The organism is Streptomyces capparidis (assembly GCF_054782095.1).
The window spans coordinates 246,151-264,894 of the sequence record NZ_BAAGTD010000002.1; the positions used below are offsets into that span (position 1 = coordinate 246,151).

The 18,744-nt window shown below is 73.5% G+C and carries 17 protein-coding genes; 9 read left to right on the forward strand and 8 right to left on the reverse strand.

The features are described from left to right. Window positions 1–31 precede the first annotated feature (31 nt). Genes ACYVO2_RS03125 through ACYVO2_RS03135 form a run of 3 tightly spaced genes read right to left on the reverse strand, consistent with a single transcriptional unit; the run spans window position 32 to window position 3,131 of the window. Window positions 32–1,021, reverse strand: coding sequence for a BsuBI/PstI family type II restriction endonuclease (locus ACYVO2_RS03125; protein WP_461005971.1), 990 nt, complete (start codon window positions 1,019–1,021; stop codon window positions 32–34). Between the two features lie 58 nt (window positions 1,022–1,079). Next, window positions 1,080–2,678: an Eco57I restriction-modification methylase domain-containing protein gene (locus ACYVO2_RS03130; protein ID WP_461005972.1), complete on the reverse strand. Its 1,599-nt coding sequence runs from the start codon at window positions 2,676–2,678 to the stop codon at window positions 1,080–1,082. 9 nt (window positions 2,679–2,687) lie between these two features. Continuing rightward, entirely contained in the window at window positions 2,688–3,131 is a 444-nt protein-coding gene (locus ACYVO2_RS03135; protein WP_461005973.1) for a hypothetical protein, read from the reverse strand. Window positions 3,132–3,291: 160 nt separating this feature from the next. On the opposite strand from ACYVO2_RS03135, the gene ACYVO2_RS03140 reads away from it, so the two are divergent. Continuing rightward, window positions 3,292–3,573 (forward strand): hypothetical protein, encoded by a 282-nt coding sequence (locus ACYVO2_RS03140; protein ID WP_461005974.1) that lies wholly within the window; start codon window positions 3,292–3,294, stop codon window positions 3,571–3,573. Between the two features lie 43 nt (window positions 3,574–3,616). Here ACYVO2_RS03140 and ACYVO2_RS03145 read toward each other — a convergent pair whose 3' ends face one another. Next, on the reverse strand, window positions 3,617–4,309 hold the full coding sequence (locus tag ACYVO2_RS03145) for a nucleotidyltransferase domain-containing protein (RefSeq protein ID WP_461005975.1): 693 nt from the start codon (window positions 4,307–4,309) through the stop codon (window positions 3,617–3,619). Between the two features lie 70 nt (window positions 4,310–4,379). Continuing rightward, entirely contained in the window at window positions 4,380–5,585 is a 1,206-nt protein-coding gene (locus ACYVO2_RS03150) for an MAB_1171c family putative transporter (protein WP_461005976.1), read from the reverse strand. A 932-nt stretch (window positions 5,586–6,517) separates the two neighbouring features. Between ACYVO2_RS03150 and ACYVO2_RS03155 the strand changes: the two genes are divergently transcribed. The 8 genes from ACYVO2_RS03155 (at window position 6,518) to ACYVO2_RS03190 (ending at window position 16,068) form a co-directional block, all read left to right on the forward strand. Further along, window positions 6,518–7,651, forward strand: a complete 1,134-nt coding sequence (locus ACYVO2_RS03155; RefSeq protein ID WP_461006034.1) for a radical SAM protein — start codon at window positions 6,518–6,520, stop codon at window positions 7,649–7,651. Continuing rightward, window positions 7,639–8,667, forward strand: coding sequence for a radical SAM protein (locus ACYVO2_RS03160; RefSeq protein WP_461005977.1), 1,029 nt, complete (start codon window positions 7,639–7,641; stop codon window positions 8,665–8,667). Before ACYVO2_RS03155 ends, ACYVO2_RS03160 begins: the two co-directional genes overlap by 13 nt. Continuing rightward, complete coding sequence (locus ACYVO2_RS03165; protein WP_461005978.1) at window positions 8,664–9,425, forward strand: iron-containing redox enzyme family protein; 762 nt, start codon at window positions 8,664–8,666, stop codon at window positions 9,423–9,425. Before ACYVO2_RS03160 ends, ACYVO2_RS03165 begins: the two co-directional genes overlap by 4 nt. Window positions 9,426–9,507: 82 nt before the next feature. Then, on the forward strand, window positions 9,508–11,121 hold the full coding sequence (locus ACYVO2_RS03170) for an MFS transporter (RefSeq protein WP_461005979.1): 1,614 nt from the start codon (window positions 9,508–9,510) through the stop codon (window positions 11,119–11,121). Between the two features lie 91 nt (window positions 11,122–11,212). Then, complete coding sequence (locus ACYVO2_RS03175) at window positions 11,213–11,428, forward strand: aroma-sacti cluster domain-containing protein (protein WP_461005980.1); 216 nt, start codon at window positions 11,213–11,215, stop codon at window positions 11,426–11,428. Between the two features lie 52 nt (window positions 11,429–11,480). Next, the gene (locus tag ACYVO2_RS03180; RefSeq protein ID WP_461005981.1) at window positions 11,481–14,633 is read left to right on the forward strand and encodes an adenylate/guanylate cyclase domain-containing protein; all 3,153 of its coding nucleotides are present in this window, start codon (window positions 11,481–11,483) and stop codon (window positions 14,631–14,633) included. Continuing rightward, complete coding sequence (locus ACYVO2_RS03185) at window positions 14,630–15,448, forward strand: S8 family peptidase (protein ID WP_461005982.1); 819 nt, start codon at window positions 14,630–14,632, stop codon at window positions 15,446–15,448. Before ACYVO2_RS03180 ends, ACYVO2_RS03185 begins: the two co-directional genes overlap by 4 nt. Then, on the forward strand, window positions 15,445–16,068 hold the full coding sequence (locus tag ACYVO2_RS03190) for a GAF domain-containing protein (RefSeq protein WP_461005983.1): 624 nt from the start codon (window positions 15,445–15,447) through the stop codon (window positions 16,066–16,068). Before ACYVO2_RS03185 ends, ACYVO2_RS03190 begins: the two co-directional genes overlap by 4 nt. Before the next feature lie 34 nt (window positions 16,069–16,102). Here the strand turns inward: ACYVO2_RS03190 and ACYVO2_RS03195 are convergent, their stop codons facing one another. From ACYVO2_RS03195 to ACYVO2_RS03205, 3 genes are all read right to left on the reverse strand, one after another. After that, window positions 16,103–17,170, reverse strand: a complete 1,068-nt coding sequence (locus ACYVO2_RS03195; RefSeq protein WP_461005984.1) for a ParA family protein — start codon at window positions 17,168–17,170, stop codon at window positions 16,103–16,105. Then, a complete protein-coding gene (locus ACYVO2_RS03200; RefSeq protein ID WP_461005985.1) occupies window positions 17,167–18,363 on the reverse strand; it encodes an ATP-binding protein in 1,197 nt (398 codons plus the stop codon). Before ACYVO2_RS03200 ends, ACYVO2_RS03195 begins: the two co-directional genes overlap by 4 nt. 203 nt (window positions 18,364–18,566) lie before the next feature. Continuing rightward, window positions 18,567–18,737, reverse strand: coding sequence for a DUF397 domain-containing protein (locus tag ACYVO2_RS03205; RefSeq protein ID WP_461005986.1), 171 nt, complete (start codon window positions 18,735–18,737; stop codon window positions 18,567–18,569). Window positions 18,738–18,744 lie beyond the last annotated feature (7 nt).

An 18,744-nucleotide genomic window follows, 5' to 3' on the forward strand; every position in this document is an offset into this window, starting at 1 on the left:
GAAGTCGGTGTCGAGTCCCGGGGTGAGCCGCTCACTCAGGCTGACCGTACGGACCCAGGAAGCGCTCGCCGTTGAAGTGGACCATGTGCGTGCTGTCCTCTGCGATCCAGACTTCCGTTTCCCAGGCGATGTCGGTCGCGAACTGCCTGAACTTCTTCTTCGTCCGGAACGCGGTGACGAACACGAGGCCCGGGCGGGCACCGGCGAACAATTCCTTGAGCTGGGCCATCCGCAGGCTGTTGACGGGTCCTGTGGAGGTGACTGCTTCCACCAGTACGAGCCAGTCCCTCTCGGTGTGGTGGATCACCACGTCCGGCATCTTGCCGTGCGGGTCGACCACTACGCCCAGATCCGCCAGATACTCCGGCTTTTCGACGATCCACTTGGATCCGGTGTCACCCAGGTACACCACAGTGCCGCCGGGGGTGAACTGCGGGGCGAAGGACTCGACGATGTCCCTGATGAGGTCGCTGTGATCGCCAGGACTCAAGGACGCGACGGTTCCGTCGGGAAGTACCACAGGGACTCGGTGCGCCTTGCGTTCGGCTGCCCAGCTCTCGCGGAGCTTCCCGCACTGCGCGTGGAGCTCCTCCAGAGCCTGATCCCAGGCAGGGGTGCCGAACGTGGCCAGAGCAGCGACGGCCATGGGGTTCGGGTGGTAACAGTTGTTCTTGTCGTTCTTGGCCCTGCCCGGTGCGTCGGAGTTCTTGAGCAGGATTCCGGCGGAGACCAGTTGGTGTACGGACTCCTTGCGCACGGACTCTCGGCTGTTCGGCGCGTACCTGGTCGGATCCTTCCGCCCCTTGGGGATGTCCGGGTAGTTTTCGGCCATCCAGTCCATGCATTCGGTGATGCCGAGTGTGTTCGACTTGACCTCCGCCCACTCCTGTGCCGGGCGGAGGTCGAACATGGAAAGCAGCACAAGGGCGGTACGTGTGTTCTGCTGCTGCTTGGGCATGCCCATGGCCGCGAGAACCTCTTTGGCTTCCGCGACCTTCTTCCCCTGGTGTTCCTCAGCCACTTACCTGATCTCTCCGAGAGTGTGGTTCGACGGCTCGCGCGCAGGGGCCCGACTCCGGTCACCTTCCAGGAAGGGTGGGCGGCTGGCATCGGAGGCAGTCATCGCGAGGGCCCGGCTGGAACGGCGCCTGATGCAAGTGGTGCTCGACCAGATCGTCGATCACGTTCTGGTCGGGCAGCGTGCCCTGCGGCCAGTCGCGGCCGATGGCGGCCAGCTGAGACCTGCCGGGGTAGCGGAGGTTCCGCAGGTCCGTGGCGTTGACCTGCGTGTGTCCGCTGAACCGTCTGATGAAGCGATCCAGGATGGTGGAGTTCAACCAGAGGCAGAGGCCGCGTGCCACCTCCTTCTCGATGCCCTCGCCACCGCTGTGGAAGACGTTCACGTGATTCTCGAAGCCGATCCGCTCGCACGCCGTCTCCTCCGGATCGAACACGGAAGCCACGACCCGGCGCTTCTCCTCCTTGGAGGACAAGCGCTTGACCACGACGTAATAACCGGATGGGAACGTCATCCTCTCGGTTTCTCCGTTGAGCATGATGGCGTTGTTCTTCTTGCTCCCGGAGACAGGCCAGACGATTCCACCCGCTCTCATGTGCAGGGGGTAAATGAGAGGCACCGCCCCGCCTGTCGGTAGGAGGCGCAGGTGTTCCTTGCTGCGAAAGTCCACAACACGGCCCGTGGAAACCTGGCAGTCGAGCTCGGAGAGAGTGGCCGGTAGATTCGCGTGCGCCGCAGCCAGCTGGGCGTCCTCCTCGTCCGCGCTGATGTGGACGAAGTGCTCGGGATCCGCCGGGTGCACCATGTCCTCGTACCGGACGGTACGGCTGCGCAGCTCGCCGGAGAGGTTCCTGCTGGTCGACACTGTCACTGTGCCGCGCTTCGCGGAATCCGTGCGGGTGGCCGAGACGACCACGTTCTCTTGCAGTACCTCGGTTTCGGCGAACAACTCGTTCCGAGCCTCGAACACATGCACGTGGTCGATGTGCATGCGACTGAGGAAGTACCTGCGGAACGGCCGGAAGTAGGCCCCGTTGGCGAAGCTTCGGGGTGTGATGGCCACCAGTTGGCCACCAGGGGCGAGGAGGTGGACGCCGAGGGCCATGAACGCCGAGTACAGATTCGACGTCTCGGTGCATGCTGCTGCCACTGCCCGACGTTCGCGGGAGTTCGCGGCGAGCTTCCGGTACGGAGGGTTCATGATCACTATGTCGAACGGCCCGCGAGCCTCCCCGAACAATCCGCCGGACTCGGTGGCCCATGCGATGAAGTCGCCTCGTACGAGGTTCACCTCGACGTGACTGCCGAGTGTGCGGGCTGTGTCGGCACAGTCTTCGAGGGTGGCCTCCAGGGCGCCGTGCAGCCGCGGATCCACCTCGCACGCCGTCACGCTGATCCGCGTCCCAGGGCGGTCGCGCAGGATCCGCGTGAGGAGGCACGCCGTGAGGGAACCGGTCCCGGCGCCGGGGTCGAGAACGCGGATGACGCCCGCAGCCTGCGGCCTGACGAGCGAGGCGATGAAGTCAGCGACGGGGGCGGGCGTGAAGTACTGGCCCAGTTTCGCGCGCTGCTCGCGGTCGAGCCCCGCCGACGACAGTTTCCTTCGCGCCTCCGCCCGGAGTACGAGGTCCGCCGCCACCGGTGGTGCTTCTGTCGCCATGGGCACAGCTTAGTCAGCGGTGTCCGCCAACCGAGTCGGTCGAGGAAACCCGTGCTTCCGTTGCTTTCGTGCCGTCGTCCGTCTTGACGAGGCCGCCCGCAGCCCCGTCGGCGGCACGGACGGTACCTCCCCGATGCGGGCCCGGAGCGCCTCCGTCTCGGTGTGGGCAGGGGACCGGGCCGAGGCCCATACGCGCTCGTATGACTCGATGTAGGTATTGAAGTAGGAGCCGTCCATGCGGCGTAGGTGTAGACAGGGCGTGAATGCCGCCAGCACGCCGTAGACATGGTCGTTGACGATCATTTCCTCGTCGAAACGGTAGATGGAGTTGTAGAGCGGTGTGTCGTGGAGCCGGATCTCCACTGTGCTCGGCATGTGCTGCTTGTAGTGGGCCATCACTGCGGCAACCCGTCCGGTGACTCCACCGCCAATTGGGTACTCGGTGTCCCGCACGCTCGCCCTGTGGGCACTCGGGTCGGGGAGGGGGAGGGGTGAGGGGGCGTTGGGCGGCCGGGTGACGGGGTGTGGTCGCACCTCTGGTCTGAGAGCGTCCGGCGGCCTTTAATGAAAGCGCTTACTGCGTTGTTGGGTGCGGGTGAGGAGGGTTCTTGTGATGCGATCTCGGGTGCGTGCGGGGGTCGTCGCGGCTGCGATGGGTGCCGGGCTCGTGCTCGGTGGCGGGGCGGCGGTGGCCGCGCCCGCGGGGCAGGAGGCGGGGGCGGTGAGTGCCCGGGTGATGGACTACTGGCAGTACCACGGGCACTACCAGCACCTCTCGGAGTGCGTCGCCGTGGGCGAGTCCTACCTGTACCCGACGCACCCCGGTGGCTCCGACGACTACGAGTGCGTGGCGAAGAACGGCGGGTGGGATCTGTACCTGATCTTCTTGACCTGAGCGGCACGGGCGGCGCGGAGGGCCGCCGCCGTGCGGGCGCCCGTCACCCGCCCGGCAGCCCTCTCCGCCGCACCGACACCAGCCACCCCTCCACACGCGCGGTGTCCGGGTGTTCGGGGAGAGGGCTGGTCGTGAGGGCGTCGTCGAGGCGGGTGGTGAGGCGGGACTGCCAGGTGGTGACTTCCTCCCAGGGGACCTCGCCGCGGCGGACCGCGAGGAGGCGGTCGCGGTCGGGGCCCGCGTCCGGGCGCGGGGTGCCGGTCTCCAGGAGTTCCGCGCCCGCCGCGAGCAGGCGCAGCATGTGCAGGACGTGCTTCCAGCGGGGCGCGCCCTCCCGTTCCCTGCGGGCGCGGGCCTTGGCGAACTGGGCGTGCGCGTACCGGGAGTAGGTGCGGTGGACCTCGGTGCGGGAGAGGAACGCGGGGGCGAGGTCGCGCAGTTCGGCGCCGAGCGGGGTGAGGTGCTCCACCAGCGGGCTGTGCAGGACGTCCAGCAGGTTGGGGTTCGCCGTCAGGGCGAGTTCGCAGAACCGTTCCACCTCCCAACTGAACCGTTCCGGCCCGGGGCCGTCCACATGGGTGGGCGGCTTGGCCAGGCGCCAGAAGGCGGTGGTGGGGGCGACGTAGACGCCGCGCCGGTCGGTGTCGGAGTCGGCGGTGGCCAGGCCGTGGGCGCGGGAGCCGACGACCACGGAGAGGATGGAGTGCCGCTCCACCAGGTGGTGGCCTGCTGTCATACGGTCATGCTGGCGGCGGGGGCGGCCGGGCGGCCAGCGGTTTTCCCCGCGGGCGGACGGTGCCGGTCGCTCAGGTCCCGCCCACCCGGGCCCTGGTCCGCGCGCGGACGTCCTCGACCAGCGGGCAGCGGGCGAACGCCTCGCTGACCTGGAGCAGCCAGCCCACCTCGGCCTCGAACGTGTCCGCCCGCGGGGCCTGCCCGATGCTGCCGCCGGGGCCGCAGGCGACGCGGGCCCGGGTGCACTCCACGGCCGCGGCGAGCGCCGCCGCCTCCTGCGCGGCGGCCAGCGCGGACGCCGGGACGGGGTGCCGGGCGGCCGCGTCCGCGGTCCAGGCGGGGGTGTCGGGGTGCCGGTAGGGGCGCAGGGCGAGGTAGGCGTCGCGGATCTCGATGACGCGGCGGTAGAGGGCGAACTCGGCGTCGCGGGGCGGCAGGGACCGGCCCGTGGCCCGGTCCGGCAGGGCGATGCCGGGCACGGCGGCGTGCAGCGCCGACCACAGCGGCTCCAGCGCGCGGTGGCGGCGGTAGGCCCGCAACCAGCGCGTCGGCGCGGTCAGGGCCGCGCCCCACCGGGCCGCGGTCGCGCCCAGCACGCCGAGGCCCAGGCACACAGCGCTCAGGGTCACGGCGACGGGGTCGTCGCCCGCGCCGCGCCGCCCGGTGAGCGCCATGCTCCTGACGCCCTCCGCGCCCCACAGCGCCCACAGCATGCCGACCGCTACGGCCGCGGTGATCAGGACCAGGCCCACCCTGAGGTGCCCGGGGCCGACGTGGCGCACATGTCTGGGCACCACCAGCAGGAACAGCGTCAGCGCCCACAGGCTGTACAGCCCGTACAGGGAGTCGAAGGCCATCACCGCGGCCCTGCCGGTGCCGTGCGCGACCACGGCGCCGTCCCGGAAGCCGGTGTGCGCGGCGACGAGCAGCACGGCGCAGCCCGCCGCGGTGACGGCGGTGAGGGGCAGGTGCCAGCGGCGGGCGAGGCGGCGCGCGTCCGCGGGCTCCAGGGTGAGGGCGGTGAGGGCCAGCAGGCACAGGGAGGCGATCATCAGCTCCCGGCCGAGCAGGAACGCCGTGTTGGGCACGGGGGAGACCGCTTCCAGCGCGCCGGTGACGACGGACGTGCGGACGGCCATGGCCGCGCCCACGCACAGGCCGAACCCGGCGAGCAGCTTGGAGACCCGGCTGGCGTGGCCGCCGCGGGCCATCCGCAGCTCGTACCCGGCCATCAGCGCGGCGACCAGCGTCGGGAGGAACGCCGCCACGTCACCCACGGGGCGGGTCCGGTGGGGGTGGGGGTGGGGGAGAGGCGGGGGGCGTGGGCGGCTGCGGTGGCGTGGAGGGCCGCGGCGCCGGTGACGCGAGGGGTGTCGCGGATACGGGGGACTTCGCGGGCGTGGGTGGTGTAGCGGGCGTGGGCGGCGCGGGTAACACGGAGGGCCCGGACAACGCGGACGGCCTGGGCGACGGGGATGACGCGGGTGACGCGGGTGACGGGGCCCGGCGCTCGCCCGGTCGTGCTGGTCCGCTCACGGGCGGCTCCTTCCCCCCGGGCCGCGGCCCCCGCCGCGCGGGTGGCTCTCGGGGAGCAGGGTAGCCCCGCGGCCCGGAGGGGCGCACGCCCGCGCGGTGGGGGTCTCAGGGTGCGCCGGGTGGGTGGGGATGCCCTGGGGGCATGGGGTGGCATGGCAGGGATCTGCCGGTTCGGGCGGACCGGTGGCGGCGGGGGCGGTGCCCTGCCTGCCAGGGAACTGGGATACCTGCCCGCGGTGCCGCGTCAGCAGAATCGGAGCGTGCCCGGCGGTGAGCGGGGTGGCGTCCGGACCTCCCGCTCACCGCCGCCCTCGCCGGCCCGCCGCCGCGGTGTCCGGGTGGGCGGCGGGCCGCGCGGGAGGCCCGGGCGCCGGACGTCCGCACCCCCGGGGCCGTCCGCACCCGAGGCCGCCCGTACACCCAGGACCCGTACCCAGGACCACGTACGACTTCTAAGACGACGCATCCACCACGCGGGCCCCCCGGGGGCCCGCCCCTCCCGAGCCGAAGCCCGCGAGCCGCGAGCCGCGAGCCGCGAGCCGAAGCCGCGAGCCGAAGCCCCAATGCGCCCCGAGCCCCGAGCCCCAACCCGCCCCCGGGCCCGGAGCCGCCCCGCCGCGAACCGGCACCCCACCCCAGCGCCCCTCGGAAGAAGGAGCCATCCGTGCATCTCATGGACGTGATGCAGGCCCGCGCGACCCCCGGCGCCGGGGTGATGCTGGCGTTGACGCGGCGCTGCCCGCTGTCCTGTCGGCACTGCTCCACCGAGTCCACGCTGGACAGCGAGGAGCACTCGGCGGCGATGTTCGAGCGGTTCGTGGGCACCTTCACCCCGCAGGAGCGCCCGGAGTTCGTGCTGATGTCCGGCGGCGAGGTGCTGCTGCGGCCGGGGCTGGTGGAGCGGATCGCGCGGCGGGCCGCGGAGGCGGGCAGCCGCAGCCACATCCTGTCGGGGATGTTCTTCGCCCGGCAGCGCCGCATCCCGGACCGGATCCGCCGGGCCATCGACGCCGTGGACCACTTCTCGGCCAGCCTGGACGTCTTCCACGAGGAGCAGGTGCCCCGCGCGGCGGTGCTGCGGGTGCTGCGGGAGCTGCTGGACGAGGGCAAGGACGTCAGCCTCCAGGTGGTGGGGATGGACGAGGACGACCCGTACCTGGCGGAGGTCACCGACGACATCAGGACCACCCTGGAGGACCGGGCGCCGGTGTGGGTGTCCCTGGTCGGCAACGCGGGACGGGCCACCGAGTGGCTGCCCGAGCTGCGGCCGGGGCCGGACCGGGCGGCCGGGGCGGGCGGGCCGTACCGCGCGGACCCGGTGCCGTGCGAGATCGCGTCCTGGCCGCTGGTGTCCTTCGACGGCACGATCGTGGCCTGCTGCAACCAGAACGTCGTGGACGGCCTCGGCGGGCGCCTGCCCGCGCACCTGCGGCTCGGGCACGCCGCCACCGACGGCTGGCCCGCCGTGGCGCGGCGGCAGCGCACCCGTCACCTGCTGCGCGGGGTGCGGGCGTTCGGGCCGAAGTACCTGGCGGAGCGCACCGGCGGGCGGGTCTGCTCCGGCTACTGCGAGAGCTGCCACGCCCTGTCGGAGGACCCCGCCGCGGTGGCCGAGGCGGAGCGGTTCATGGACGCCCCCGGCACCCAACTGCTGGAGGAGCGCATCGCCGAGCTGGTCGGGGAGGCGGGGCCGCTGGGCCTGGCCCGGACCTTCGGCACCCGCAGATACGCCGAGCTGCTGACGCTCGGCTACACCCCCGGCGACCGCGCCGGCCGGATCGTGGGAGGCCCGGCGTGCGCCGTCTGAGATTCGCCGACCTGGAGGCGGGGCGGCGCGAACGCGGCACCCTGGCCCTGCTGTTCATCACCGACCGGTGCCCGGTGGGCTGCGGCCACTGCTCGGTGGACTCCCGCCCCGACAGCCCGCGCATCACCGACTTCCCGCTGTTCGAGGAGGTCGTCGAGGGCCTGTGCGCGCTGCCCACCGCGAAGGTGGTGGGCATCTCGGGCGGTGAGCCGTTCGTGGAGCGCCGGGGCCTCGAGCTGGCCTCCCGCCGGATCACCGAGTCCGGCAAGGAGCTGATCCTGTACACCAGCGGGTTCTGGGGCGGGCGCGGCGAGGACGCCGGTACGGCCGGGCGGGCGCCCCAGTGGGCCAGGGCGGTGATCCGCCGGGCCGGCGCCGTCTACCTCAGCACGGACGCCTACCACGAGGCGTCCGTGCACGAGGACCGGTTCGCCGAGGCGGCCAGGACGGTCGCCGCCGAGGACGTGTGGCTGGTGGTGCAGGTCGTCAACGAGCCGGAGATGGTGGAGCGCGCCGGGCAACTGCTGACGCTGGCGTTCGGCGCGGACTGGGCGAGCCACGCCGAGGTCGCCACCGCCCCGCCGCTGCCCTACGGCCGGGCCCGCGACCTGGAGTCGCCTGCGTTCCGCCGCCCCCGCCCGCGCCGCAGGGCCGAGGCGTTCGGGGTGTGCCCCACCGCGAACGTGCCCGTCATCCGCTACGACGGCACCGCCGTCATGTGCTGCAACGAGATGGTGATCACCGGCGCCGGGCCGCGCCGGATCCGCCGCCGCTGCGCGGACCGCGCCGAGGTCACCGCGGCCCTGTCCGGCTTCACCGGTGACTCCCTCTACCGCGCCATCGGGACGGTCGGCCCGGGGCTGCTCACCGCCCACCCGCGCTACCAGGACCTGGCGGGGCGGGAGTTCGCCAGCGTGTGCGAGCTGTGCTGGGTGATGGCGCGGCGGGCGCCGGAGGAGCCGAGGGACGGCCTGATCGACGCGATCCGGGTCCTGGGAGAGGAGCGAGTGGGATGACCGCGCACACGAACGGCAGGCCCGGGCAGGACCGGCGCACCGGCTGCTCGGCCCGGCTGCGGGCCAAGATCCAGTTGGTGATGCCGGAGTTCGGCGCCGTCAGCCGCCGCCTGTGGTCGGTGCCCGAGGTGGCCGAGCTGTACCCGGAGTACCTGTGCGTGCTGCACACCACGGTCCGGTCCACCGTCCCGCTGATGGAGGCCGCCCTGGCCCGCTCCCGGGCCCTGGCCGAGCGGGGCGACCCGGTCGGCGAGCTGCTGGTGCCGTACTGGGAGCGGCACATCCGCGAGGAGAGCGGCCACGACGAGTGGCTGCGCGAGGACCTGGCGGCGATCGGCCGCGACCCGGACGAGCCGCTGCGCCGCCTGCCCGGCGCCACCGTGGCCACCCTGGTCGGCAGCCAGTACTACTGGATCCTGCACTACCACCCGGTCGCCCTGCTCGGGCACATCGCGGTGGTCGAGGGCAACCCGCCAAGCCGCGAGGTCGCCGAGCTGCTCGGCGCCCGCACCGGCCTGCCCCGGGAGGGCTTCCGCACGCTGCGGCTGCACTCCGCGCTGGACGTCAGGCACCGCGACGAGCTGTTCCGGGTGATCGACGCCCTGCCGCTGACGGAGCTTCAGGAGCGCGCCCTCGGGCTGTCCGCGCTGCACACCATGGACGCCCTGGTCACCCTGTTCCGGGACCTGGCGGACGCCTTCGGCCCCGGCGCGCGCAGCACCGTCCCGCCGCTGCCGAGGCCCGCCCCCGCCGCCTGAGCGCCCACCGCCCGACCCCCCGCCGCCTGAGCGCCCACCGCCCGAGCCGCCGTCCCCGACCCGCCGAGCAGGGAGGACCAGCATGGCCCGCGTCGAGTTCGCCGCACCACTGCGCCACCGCCGGTTCCGCCTGCTCTACGGCGGCACCGCCGTCTCCGCCATCGGCGACTGGATGGACTACCTGGCCCTGATCGTCCTGATCAGCTTCCGGTGGGGCGGCGGCCCCGGCGACCTGGCCGCGCTCGCCCTGGCCATGGTGGCGCCCTGGGTGCTGATCGCGCCGGTGGCGGGGGTGCTCGCCGACCGGGTCGCCGACAAGCGGCGGGTGCTGATCCTCACCGACCTGGCGCGCTGCGCCCTGGTCGCCGGGTACCTGGCGGCGCCCGGCATCGAGGTGCTGCTGGTCCTGGTGTTCTGCAAGAACGCCTGCTCGACGCTGTTCAACCCCACCTACCAGGCGACCGTGGTGCGGGTCGTGCCCAAGGACGACCTGCTCCAGGCCACCGCGCTCGGGGTGTTCACCGGGCAGATCGCCAAGGTCGTCGGGCCCGCGCTGGGCGGCCTGGTGGTCGCCGGGATCGGCGTGCGCGGCGCGTTCGCCGTGGACGCGCTGACCTTCCTGGTGTCGGTGGCGTTCCTGTCCCGGCTCGACCTGCCGCCGCGGGCCCCGGAGCCGGCCCCCGGCGACGGGCCCGCCGGGGCGGCGGGCAGCGGCCGGGGCGGGCGGGCGCGGGGCCTGTGGGCGGAGTTCGCCGAGGGGCTGCGGTTCATCGCGCGCAGCCCGGCGCTGCTCACCGTCACCCTCAGCATGGCCGCGACGCTCTTCCTGGTCCTCACCTTCGACACCCTCTCCCCGCTGGCGCTGATGGAGCTGGGCATCGACGAGTCCACGCTCGGCCTGGTGGTCGCGTCCGTCGGCGCGGGCGCCATGTGCGGGGCGTTCGCCACCGCGCAGTGGGGCCGCGGACTCGACCCGTTCAAGGTCATGGGCGCGGGCCAGTTCGCCACCGGGCTGCTGGTGTGCGGCATCGGGGCGGCGGTGGCCGCCGAGTGGTCGGGGCCGCGCGCGGTGTGGACCGTCTACGCCTTCGGAATCGGCCTGGCCTCCTCCGGGATCATGGTCGTCTACCCGTACGTGCTGCGCCGCGAGACACCCGAGCGGCTGATGGGACGGGTCGCCGCGGCCACCGGCGTGCTGCCCACCGTCCTCCAGCTCGGCGCCCCGCCGCTGAGCGCGGCCCTGGTGGTCTGGCAGGGCCTCACCTTCGTCCTGATGTACGCCGGGGGCGGGCTCGCCGTGATCGGGCTGCTGCTGTGGCTGTGGCGCACCGGCCGCCGCGCCCCGGCGCCCGCCCCCTCCCCCGACCGGCCGGCCGCCCCGAAGAGCCCGGCCGCACCGACTCCGGCGCGCCAGTCCGCGCCGGTGGCACCACCCGGCACCACACCCGAGCACACCACAGCCGCACACACCACAGCCGAAGGAGCACCCATGAGCGACAACCTCAACGCCCTCAACGCCGCCGGCATCCCCACCGGCCGGATCCCGGAGAGCCAGCGCGACGTGCTGGCCGGCCTGTCCGCGGAGGAGGTCGCGGTGCTGACCTCCGTCAAGGAGCGCATGGAGGCGGCCGTCGAGGTCCAGGCGCACACGGAGAAGGAGAACGAGGGCACCGACATCGGCGTCGTCATCTGGTGACACCGCCCGCCCGCCGCGCGGGGTGGACCGGCCGCTGCCCGGCACCCCGCGCGGCAGGCACCCGCCGCCCGACGACCAACGGAGGAAGACGATGTCCCCCCACGACGAGACGGCCGGGAACCTGGCCGCGCTGCGCGACGCGGGCTTCCCCGTCGACGCGCTCCCGGACGGGCAGCGCGAGGTGCTGGCCGGCCTGTCCGCCGACGAGGTCGCGGTGCTGACCTCCGTCAAGGAGCGCATGGACGCCCACGCCCCCGAGGTGGAGGCCCACTCCGCCGAGCCGATCATCGGCGGCGTCCTGTTCTGAACCGGGCGCGCCGCCGCGAACGGCGGCGCCCGCCCGGAGGAAGGAGCGGACCATGCACAGCCCGGGCCCACGACTCGACACACCCGCCTCCCGGCGCACCGTCAGCGTCGTCTTCTGCGACATGACCGGCTCGACCGCGCTCAGCGAACGCCTCGACCCGGAGGCCCTGCGGCACGTCATGCTCCGCTACTTCACCCGGATGCGGATGTGCGTGGAGGACCACGGCGGCACCGTGGAGAAGTTCATCGGCGACGCGGTGATGGCCGTGTTCGGCGTGCCGGTGGTGCACGAGGACGACGCGCTGCGCGCCGTGCGGGCCGCCCTGGACATGCGCGCCTCGCTGGACAGCCTCAACGCGGAGCTGCTGGCCGAGCTCGGCACCACCGTCGCCGTGCGCATCGGCGTGGACACCGGCGAGGTCGTCGCCACCGTCACCCCGGGCGCCGACCAGGCGCTGGTGGCCGGGGAGACGGTGAACGTCGCCGCCCGCCTGGAGCAGCACGCCGAGCCGGGCGAGATCCTGGTCGGCGCCGCCACCCGGGCGCTGGTGGACGCCGAGGTGGAGACCGAGCCCGTGGAGCCGCTCACCGTGCGCGGCATCTCCCGGCCGGTGCCCGCCTGGCGGGTGGTGCGGGCCAGGGACCTGGTGCCCGGGGTGCGCCGCGGCAACGACTGCGCCCTGGTGGACCGGGTCACCGAACTCGACGCCCTGCTGCGCGAGCACCGCGCCGCCTCCCTCACCCGCACCTGCCGCCTGGTCACCCTGCTCGGCGACCCCGGCGTCGGCAAGTCCAGGCTCGCCCGCGCCTACGCCCAGGAGGCGCTGCGCCGCGGCGCGCTGGTCGCCGTCACCGGCTGCCCCCCGTACGGCAGCCCGGGGCCGCTGGCGCCGCTCGCCCCGCTGCTGGAGCAGTCGGCCGCCGGGCTGCCCGGCACCGGCGGCTTCCACGAGCGGGCCGCCGCGGCGCTCGGCGGCGGCGAGGCGGCCGGGTCCACCGCGCGGCTGCTGGACCGGCTGCGCCGCGGCGAGGCGCCCGGCACCCGGCCCGAGGAGGTGGACGCGGCCCTGGCCCGCCTGTTCGCCGCGCTGGGCCGGGACCGCACCGTGGTGGCCGTGCTCGACGACGCGCAGTGGGCCGAGCCCGACCTGCTGGACGCGGTGGAGCGCCTGGCCGCCGGGGTGGGGCCCGCCTCGGTGGTGCTGCTGTGCGTGGCCAGGACCGAACTGCTCGACCACCGCCCCGACTGGGCGCGGAACACCCCCGCGGGCAGGCTGCCGCTGGGCCCGCTCGGCGCCGACGACTGCCGCAGCCTGGTGGCGCTGCTGCACCCCGCGGGCGAGGTGGTGGCGCATCTGGCCGGGGACGGCGTGGCCGAGCGGATCGCCGAACGCGCCGGGGGCAACCCGCTGTTCGTCGAGCAGATCGTGGCCATGCTGCGGGACGGCGGCAGCCCCGACGCGGTGCCGCCGTCCGTGCGCGGCGTGATGGAGGCCCGCCTGGACCGGCTGCCCGCAGGCGAGCGGGCGTTCGTCGAGTGCGCCGCCGTGGTCGGCCGCGAGGTGCCCCTCGCGCAGGTGCGGGTGGTGTGGCGGGAGGCCGCGCCGGACGGGGCCGACCCTGACCCGCTGCTCGCCGCCGTCACCCGGCGCGGGCTGCTCGAACCCGACCCCGTCGACCCGTCCGCGCACCGCTTCACCAGCCAGCTCCTCCAGGAGGTGGCCTACGCGGGGCTGCCCCGCGCCACCCGGGCCGAGCGGCACGAGCGGCTCGCCGCGTGGCTGCTGGACCGGCCGCACGGCGAGGTGGACCACGTCACCGTCGGCGGCCACCTGGAGCGGGCGTTCCGGCAGCGCCACGCCCTGGGCGTGCTCGACCGGCGGGCCAGGGACACCGGCGCCGCCGCCACCGACCACCTCACCGCCGCCGGGGCCGCTGCCCTGGCCCGCGGCGAGGTCCGCTGGGCGGGCGCCCTGCTCCAGCGCGCCCGCGCCGTGGACGACGCCTGCGCGGACGACGCCTGCGCGGACGGCGACCCCGGCCGCCCCGCCCGCCTGGACCTGCGCACCGCGCTCGCCGAGGCGCTGGTCGCCACCGGCAGGACCGAGGAGGCCGTCGCCGCGTTCCGGGCCGTGCACGACGAGGCCGTCGCCGCGGGCGAGCAGGCCACCGCCGCCCGGGTCCGGCTCCAGCTCGCCTACCTCGACCCCGGCCACCCCGGCGTCGGCGCGCCCCTGGACGTGGCCCGCGCGGCGCTGCCCGTGCTCGCCGGGGCGGGCGACGACCTCGGGCTCGCCCGCGCCTGGCTGCGCGTCGGCCAGGCCCACCAGAGCGCCGGACGGTACGCCCGGGCCCTGGACGACCTGGTGCGCGCCCTCGACCACGCCGGGCGGGTCGGCGCCGAGCTGGAGCGGGCGGGCACCGTCGGCGCGCTCGGGGTGTCGCTGTGGCTCGGCCCCGAGCCGGTGCCCGCCGCGCTGGACCGGTGCGCCCGGCTGCTCGCCGCCGAACTCGACGGGCGGCGGCTCGCCCAGGCCGCGCTGTCCTGCCCGATGGCGGTGCTGCTCGCCACCCGGGGCCGGTTCGACGAGGCCCGGGACCGGCTGGCGCTGGCCACCGGCACCCTGCGCGACCTCGGGCACCTGTTCGCCGTCCCGGCCGTGGACGTCTTCGCCGCCAACGTCGAGGCGCTCGCCGGGCGGTGGGCGGACGCCGAGGCGCTGCTGCGCTCCGCGCGGGAGGACCTGCGGCGGCTCGGCGACGCCCAACTGCTGGCCACCGCCACCCGCGACCTCGCCCGGGTGCTGCTGGACCAGGGCAGGCACGACGAGGCCCGGCAGGTCGCGGGGCCCGCCGACGCCGAGCACACCCCGGACTCGCCCACCGCGGCGGCCGAGCTGCACGCCCTGCACGGCAGGGCGCTGGCCCGCCGCGGCGACGCCGACGCCGCCCTGGCCCACCTGGACGTCGCGCTCACCGCGGCCCGCGGCACCGAGTCCCCGCTCAGCCTCGCCGCCGCCGAACTCGACCTGGCGCACGCCCTCACCGACCTGGCCCGCGCCGCCCCCGACGGCGCGCGGCCGAGGGAGCGGGCCCGCGCCGCCGCGTCGTCCGCGCACCGCCGCCTGACCGACAAGGGCCACCTCGTCGGCGCCGCCCGGGCCGAGCGCCTCGCATCCGCCCCGACCGAGGGAGCAGGCCCGTGACCGCGCCGCCGCTGACCTGGAAGCTCGTCGGCCGCGGCCCCGAGGACATCGCCCTCACCACCCCGTGGCCGCAGGACCCCACCCCCGAGTACGCCTGGGGCGGCTCCACCGGCGCCGGGGTGCGGGTGTGCGTGGTGGACTCCGGCGTGGACGGCGACCACCCGCTGGTCGGCCCGCTCGCCGGGTCCCACGTGGTGCGCCGCGACGGGTCCGGCGACCTGACCGTCGTCCCCGACACCGAGGGCGACTCCTGCGGCCACGGCACCGCCTGCGCCGGGGTGGTGCGGCAGGTGGCGCCGGAGTGCGAACTGCACAGCCTGCGGGTGCTGGACTCCGGCCTCACCGGGGCGGGCGACGCGCTGATCGCCGGGCTGCGCTGGGCCGTCGAGCAGCGCTTCGACGTGGTCAACCTCAGCCTGTCCACCACCCGCCGCGGCTTCGCGCCCGCGCTGCGCGAACTCGCCGACCACGCCTACTTCTCCGGCGTGGTCCTGGTCGCCTCCGCGCACAACACGCCCGTGGAGAGCTTCCCGTGGCGGTTCTCCTCCGTGCTGTCCGTCGGCAGCCACGAACGCGAGGACCCCGACCTGGTCCTGTACAACCCCGCCCCGCCGGTGGAGTTCTTCGCCCGCGGCAGCAAGGTCACCGTGCCCTGGCCCGGCGGCGGCACCACCGTCTGCTCCGGCAACAGCTTCGCCACCCCCTACGTGGCCGGGCGCTGCGCCCTGATCCTGTCCCGGCACCCGGGCCTGCGCCCGTTCCAGGTCAAGCACCTGCTCATGCTCACCTCGGCCAATGTGAGGGAAACCCGATGACCGACGACGGACCGCTGCGGCCCGCCAGGCCCGACGAGTTGCCGCCCGACGAGTTCACCCTCAGCCACCGCAGGCTGCTCCAGTCGGTGGTGGAGGTGGCGCGGGCCATCTTCGAAGCCCAGGCCAGCTCCATCTTCCTGCTGGACGAGGACCGCGACGAGCTGGTCTTCGCCGCGGTGGCGGGCCAGGGCGAGGAGTTCCTGATCGGCAGGCGCTTCCCCGCCTCCCGCGGGATCGCCGGATGGGTCGTCCGCTCCCGCCAGCCCGTCACCGTGGACGACCTGTCCGGCCGCACCGGCTTCGCCCGCGACATCGCCGAGGCCACCCACTACGTCCCGTCCGCCCTGATGGCCGCCCCCCTGCTGTGCGGCGAGCGCGTCCTCGGCGTTCTCGAAGTCCTCGACCGCGACCCCGACCTGCGCACCTCCCTGGCGGGCATGGACCTCCTGGCCCTCTTCGCGGGCCAGGCCGCCCTCGCCCTGGAACTCACCGAACACCACAACCGCCACCTCCACCACTCCGCCCTCGGCGCCCTCGTCGGCCACCTCGACGACCTCCCCGCCGACCGCCTGGACGCGGGCCGCCGCCTACTGGACGCGCTGCGGGACGTGCTGGCGTGAAGGGGACGGACGGACCGTCACTGCGAAGTTGAGGTCAGCTCGGGCCGGCCGGTGCCACTGCCTGCCCCTCTTCCAGAGGGTCACCGATCCGTTCGAGCACTTCGCGGGACAGCGTCTGGAACTCCTTGAAGCAGGTCTTCACGTACTGCTGGGTACTGCCCAGGGCGCCGTCGGCCGGTTTCAGATCGAACATGGGCTTCCTCGCGTCGTGCGACAGCGGCATCAGGCTCCGGTAGTTCCGCATGGTCGCGATGCGGTGATCGCTGTGGTGGTTGGGCTGCGCCTCGTCGAGAACCGCCGAGGAGTAGACCCATGGGATCCGTTTCAGCCACCGTTCATACGCCTTGACCGGCCGGTCGAGGCGCATCTCCGGCTGCATGATCACGTACCCGAGGGGCCGCATCTCGGCTTGGGGTGCGGAGATGTTCTGCGGCACCCTGGGGAGGACGAGTTGCTGCCAGTCGGTACGCCACTGGCGCAGTGTCGGCCCCAGGTTGCTGAGGCCCTTGAGCGAGAACAGGTCCGCGGCCAAGGGCATCAGTACCGTGTCGGCGGAGATCAACGCGGCCCGGTTGATCGCTCCCAGGTTGGGGCCGACGTCGATCAGCACGACATCGGCGTCCACGGCCCGCGCGGCCTGCTCCATGATCCGGTGGAACGCCGTCGATGTACGGATGGCCGCGATGTCGCCCGCGTAGGCACGGGACCACTCGTTGGACAGCTTGTCCTCGAAGCGGCTGAGGTCGAGGCTGCCGGGCAACAACCAGAGGTCCGGCTGGAGCCTGACGGGCTCGACAGCCGCGATGTCACCCATCCCTTCGAGGATGGGACGGACGGCGTCGGCGATGGTCTGCCCGCTGCGAACCCGTCCGGCCCCGGGGAGGCCCGCCGGTACCGCGCCCTGGTTGATGAGCTCGGAGGGGTTCTCCCAGAGCTCCTCGATCTCCGTCTCGTCCAGGCACATGGAGGTCAGGTTCGCCTGCGGGTCCAGGTCCACGGCGAGAACGCTCAGGCCGAGGCGCCGGATCATGTGGGCCAGGTGGTAGGTGAGGGTGGTCTTTCCCACGCCTCCCTTGTTGTTGAACAGCGCGATCGATGTCATGCGGCCCTCCTGATCACGACGACCCACGACGAATCGTCCACCTCGAACTCGGCGGGCGGATTCCCGTTGTCCTCCAGTGCCCTCCTTACTCGCCCGATGCCCCGGCCGAACCGGTTCACATATCCGAGCCCCTTCATCGCGGCTGCCAGGGACGGATTGCGGTAGTCGGTGACACGGTCGAAGTTGTCACCCCGGACCTGCCCGAACGGCCCGCCGGGATTGGTGATCTCAATTCGGTCGTCGAACCAGACGATCCGGGTCGGCGCGTAGGAGGTCTCGTAGTTCCGGTGCATGAGCGCGTTCATGCACAGCTCGCGCAACGCATCGAGCGGGTAGTCCGGGCGGGGTGTCTCCCGGAAGCCGTCCTCCGCCAGCCTCGTGCGCAGATTACTGCGGATGAGGGGTTCCAGACGCGCCGAGAGCCCTACCAGGTTCTGTCGGAGTTCCTGCTCGTCGACGATCGGGGCGTCGAGGTCGGTGCCCTGGTAGCGGACGAACTGTACGTAGGCCCCGGGTACATGACTGGTGGGATCGAGTCCGACCACCAGCACACCGAGGGTGGTCGGCGTGCCGTCGGAGGTTACGAGGTGGAGTGAGGAGAGCTGAAGGTCGATGGGGCGGCCGTTCTCCTCGATGACGTCCGGGGCGACCATGGAAGGCAGATACGACTGCCGGAACACATTCAGATCCAGGTCATCGACGCGGGCCAGCTCCAGCGGGCGCGTGTCGAAGGGGCGGTCCTTGGCTCGTCGCCGCTCAGTGAGAACCCGTTCGTCCTCCCGGTTGGCCTTGCGCGTGGTGGGGCCCGGGCGAACCCAGATGACACCGTCGAACCGCACCGGCGGGGTCGCGGACGCGGCCACGTGGAGCCGGACGACGGGTTTGCCTCGGTAGACGGCTCGCTCGACCGTGAGGGACGGACGGTCGAGGATGAGGCCGGAGTCCCGGATCTCGGTGAGCTGGAGGAGCGCGCGATCGCTCAGGTCGACGTCGTCGACAGGCATACCCTTGTCGTCCACTCCCACGAGGATGTCCCCCCCACCACGACCAGTCAGGTCGTTGGCCATGGCGCACACCGCGTTACCGATGGCGTCACCCCGTTTGCCCTCGCGCTTGGGGCTGCGCTTGAACTCAAGGCAGGCGGATTCCTGGGTTCCCAGCAAGTCGGCCAGATCCACGTCTTCGTCGCTCACGGCCTCATTCTGCCGTGCCGACCCACGCTCCGACCGGGAGGCGGGCGACGGTTTCCGGGCTCGCGAGCCCCCGTCGGTCCACCCGGACCTCGTCGGGGACCATGCCGACCAGGCCCCCGCGAGGGCCGACGGGTGCGACTGCGGCGCCGCCCTGCTGACGGCCCAGGGCAGGACGACGCAGACAGCAGGGGCCGGTGCCCTCGTCAGCGCCCGACGGCGAAGGCCACGAAGGCGGCCCAGGCCTCGGGGGTGAAGGTGAGGTGGGGGCCGCCAGGGTTTTTGGAGTCGCGGACGTGGATGGTGGCGGGGGTGGCGGCGACCTCGATGCACTCAGGGCCGTCGTTGGTGCTGTGACTGCTCTTGACCCAGTTCACGGGGGCC

Bases quoted from the DNA above. Each gene is read 5' to 3' on its own strand.
- ACYVO2_RS03130 (WP_461005972.1), bottom strand. From the start codon at position 2,678: ATGGCGACAGAAGCACCACCGGTGGCGGCGGACCTCGTACTCCGGGCG.
- ACYVO2_RS03140 (WP_461005974.1), top strand. From the start codon at position 3,292: ATGCGATCTCGGGTGCGTGCGGGGGTCGTCGCGGCTGCGATGGGTGCC.
- ACYVO2_RS03145 (WP_461005975.1), bottom strand. From the start codon at position 4,309: ATGACAGCAGGCCACCACCTGGTGGAGCGGCACTCCATCCTCTCCGTG.
- ACYVO2_RS03155 (WP_461006034.1), top strand. From the start codon at position 6,518: ATGGACGTGATGCAGGCCCGCGCGACCCCCGGCGCCGGGGTGATGCTG.
- ACYVO2_RS03165 (WP_461005978.1), top strand. From the start codon at position 8,664: ATGACCGCGCACACGAACGGCAGGCCCGGGCAGGACCGGCGCACCGGC.
- ACYVO2_RS03170 (WP_461005979.1), top strand. From the start codon at position 9,508: ATGGCCCGCGTCGAGTTCGCCGCACCACTGCGCCACCGCCGGTTCCGC.
- ACYVO2_RS03175 (WP_461005980.1), top strand. From the start codon at position 11,213: ATGTCCCCCCACGACGAGACGGCCGGGAACCTGGCCGCGCTGCGCGAC.
- ACYVO2_RS03180 (WP_461005981.1), top strand. From the start codon at position 11,481: ATGCACAGCCCGGGCCCACGACTCGACACACCCGCCTCCCGGCGCACC.
- ACYVO2_RS03190 (WP_461005983.1), top strand. From the start codon at position 15,445: ATGACCGACGACGGACCGCTGCGGCCCGCCAGGCCCGACGAGTTGCCG.
- ACYVO2_RS03195 (WP_461005984.1), bottom strand. From the start codon at position 17,170: ATGACATCGATCGCGCTGTTCAACAACAAGGGAGGCGTGGGAAAGACC.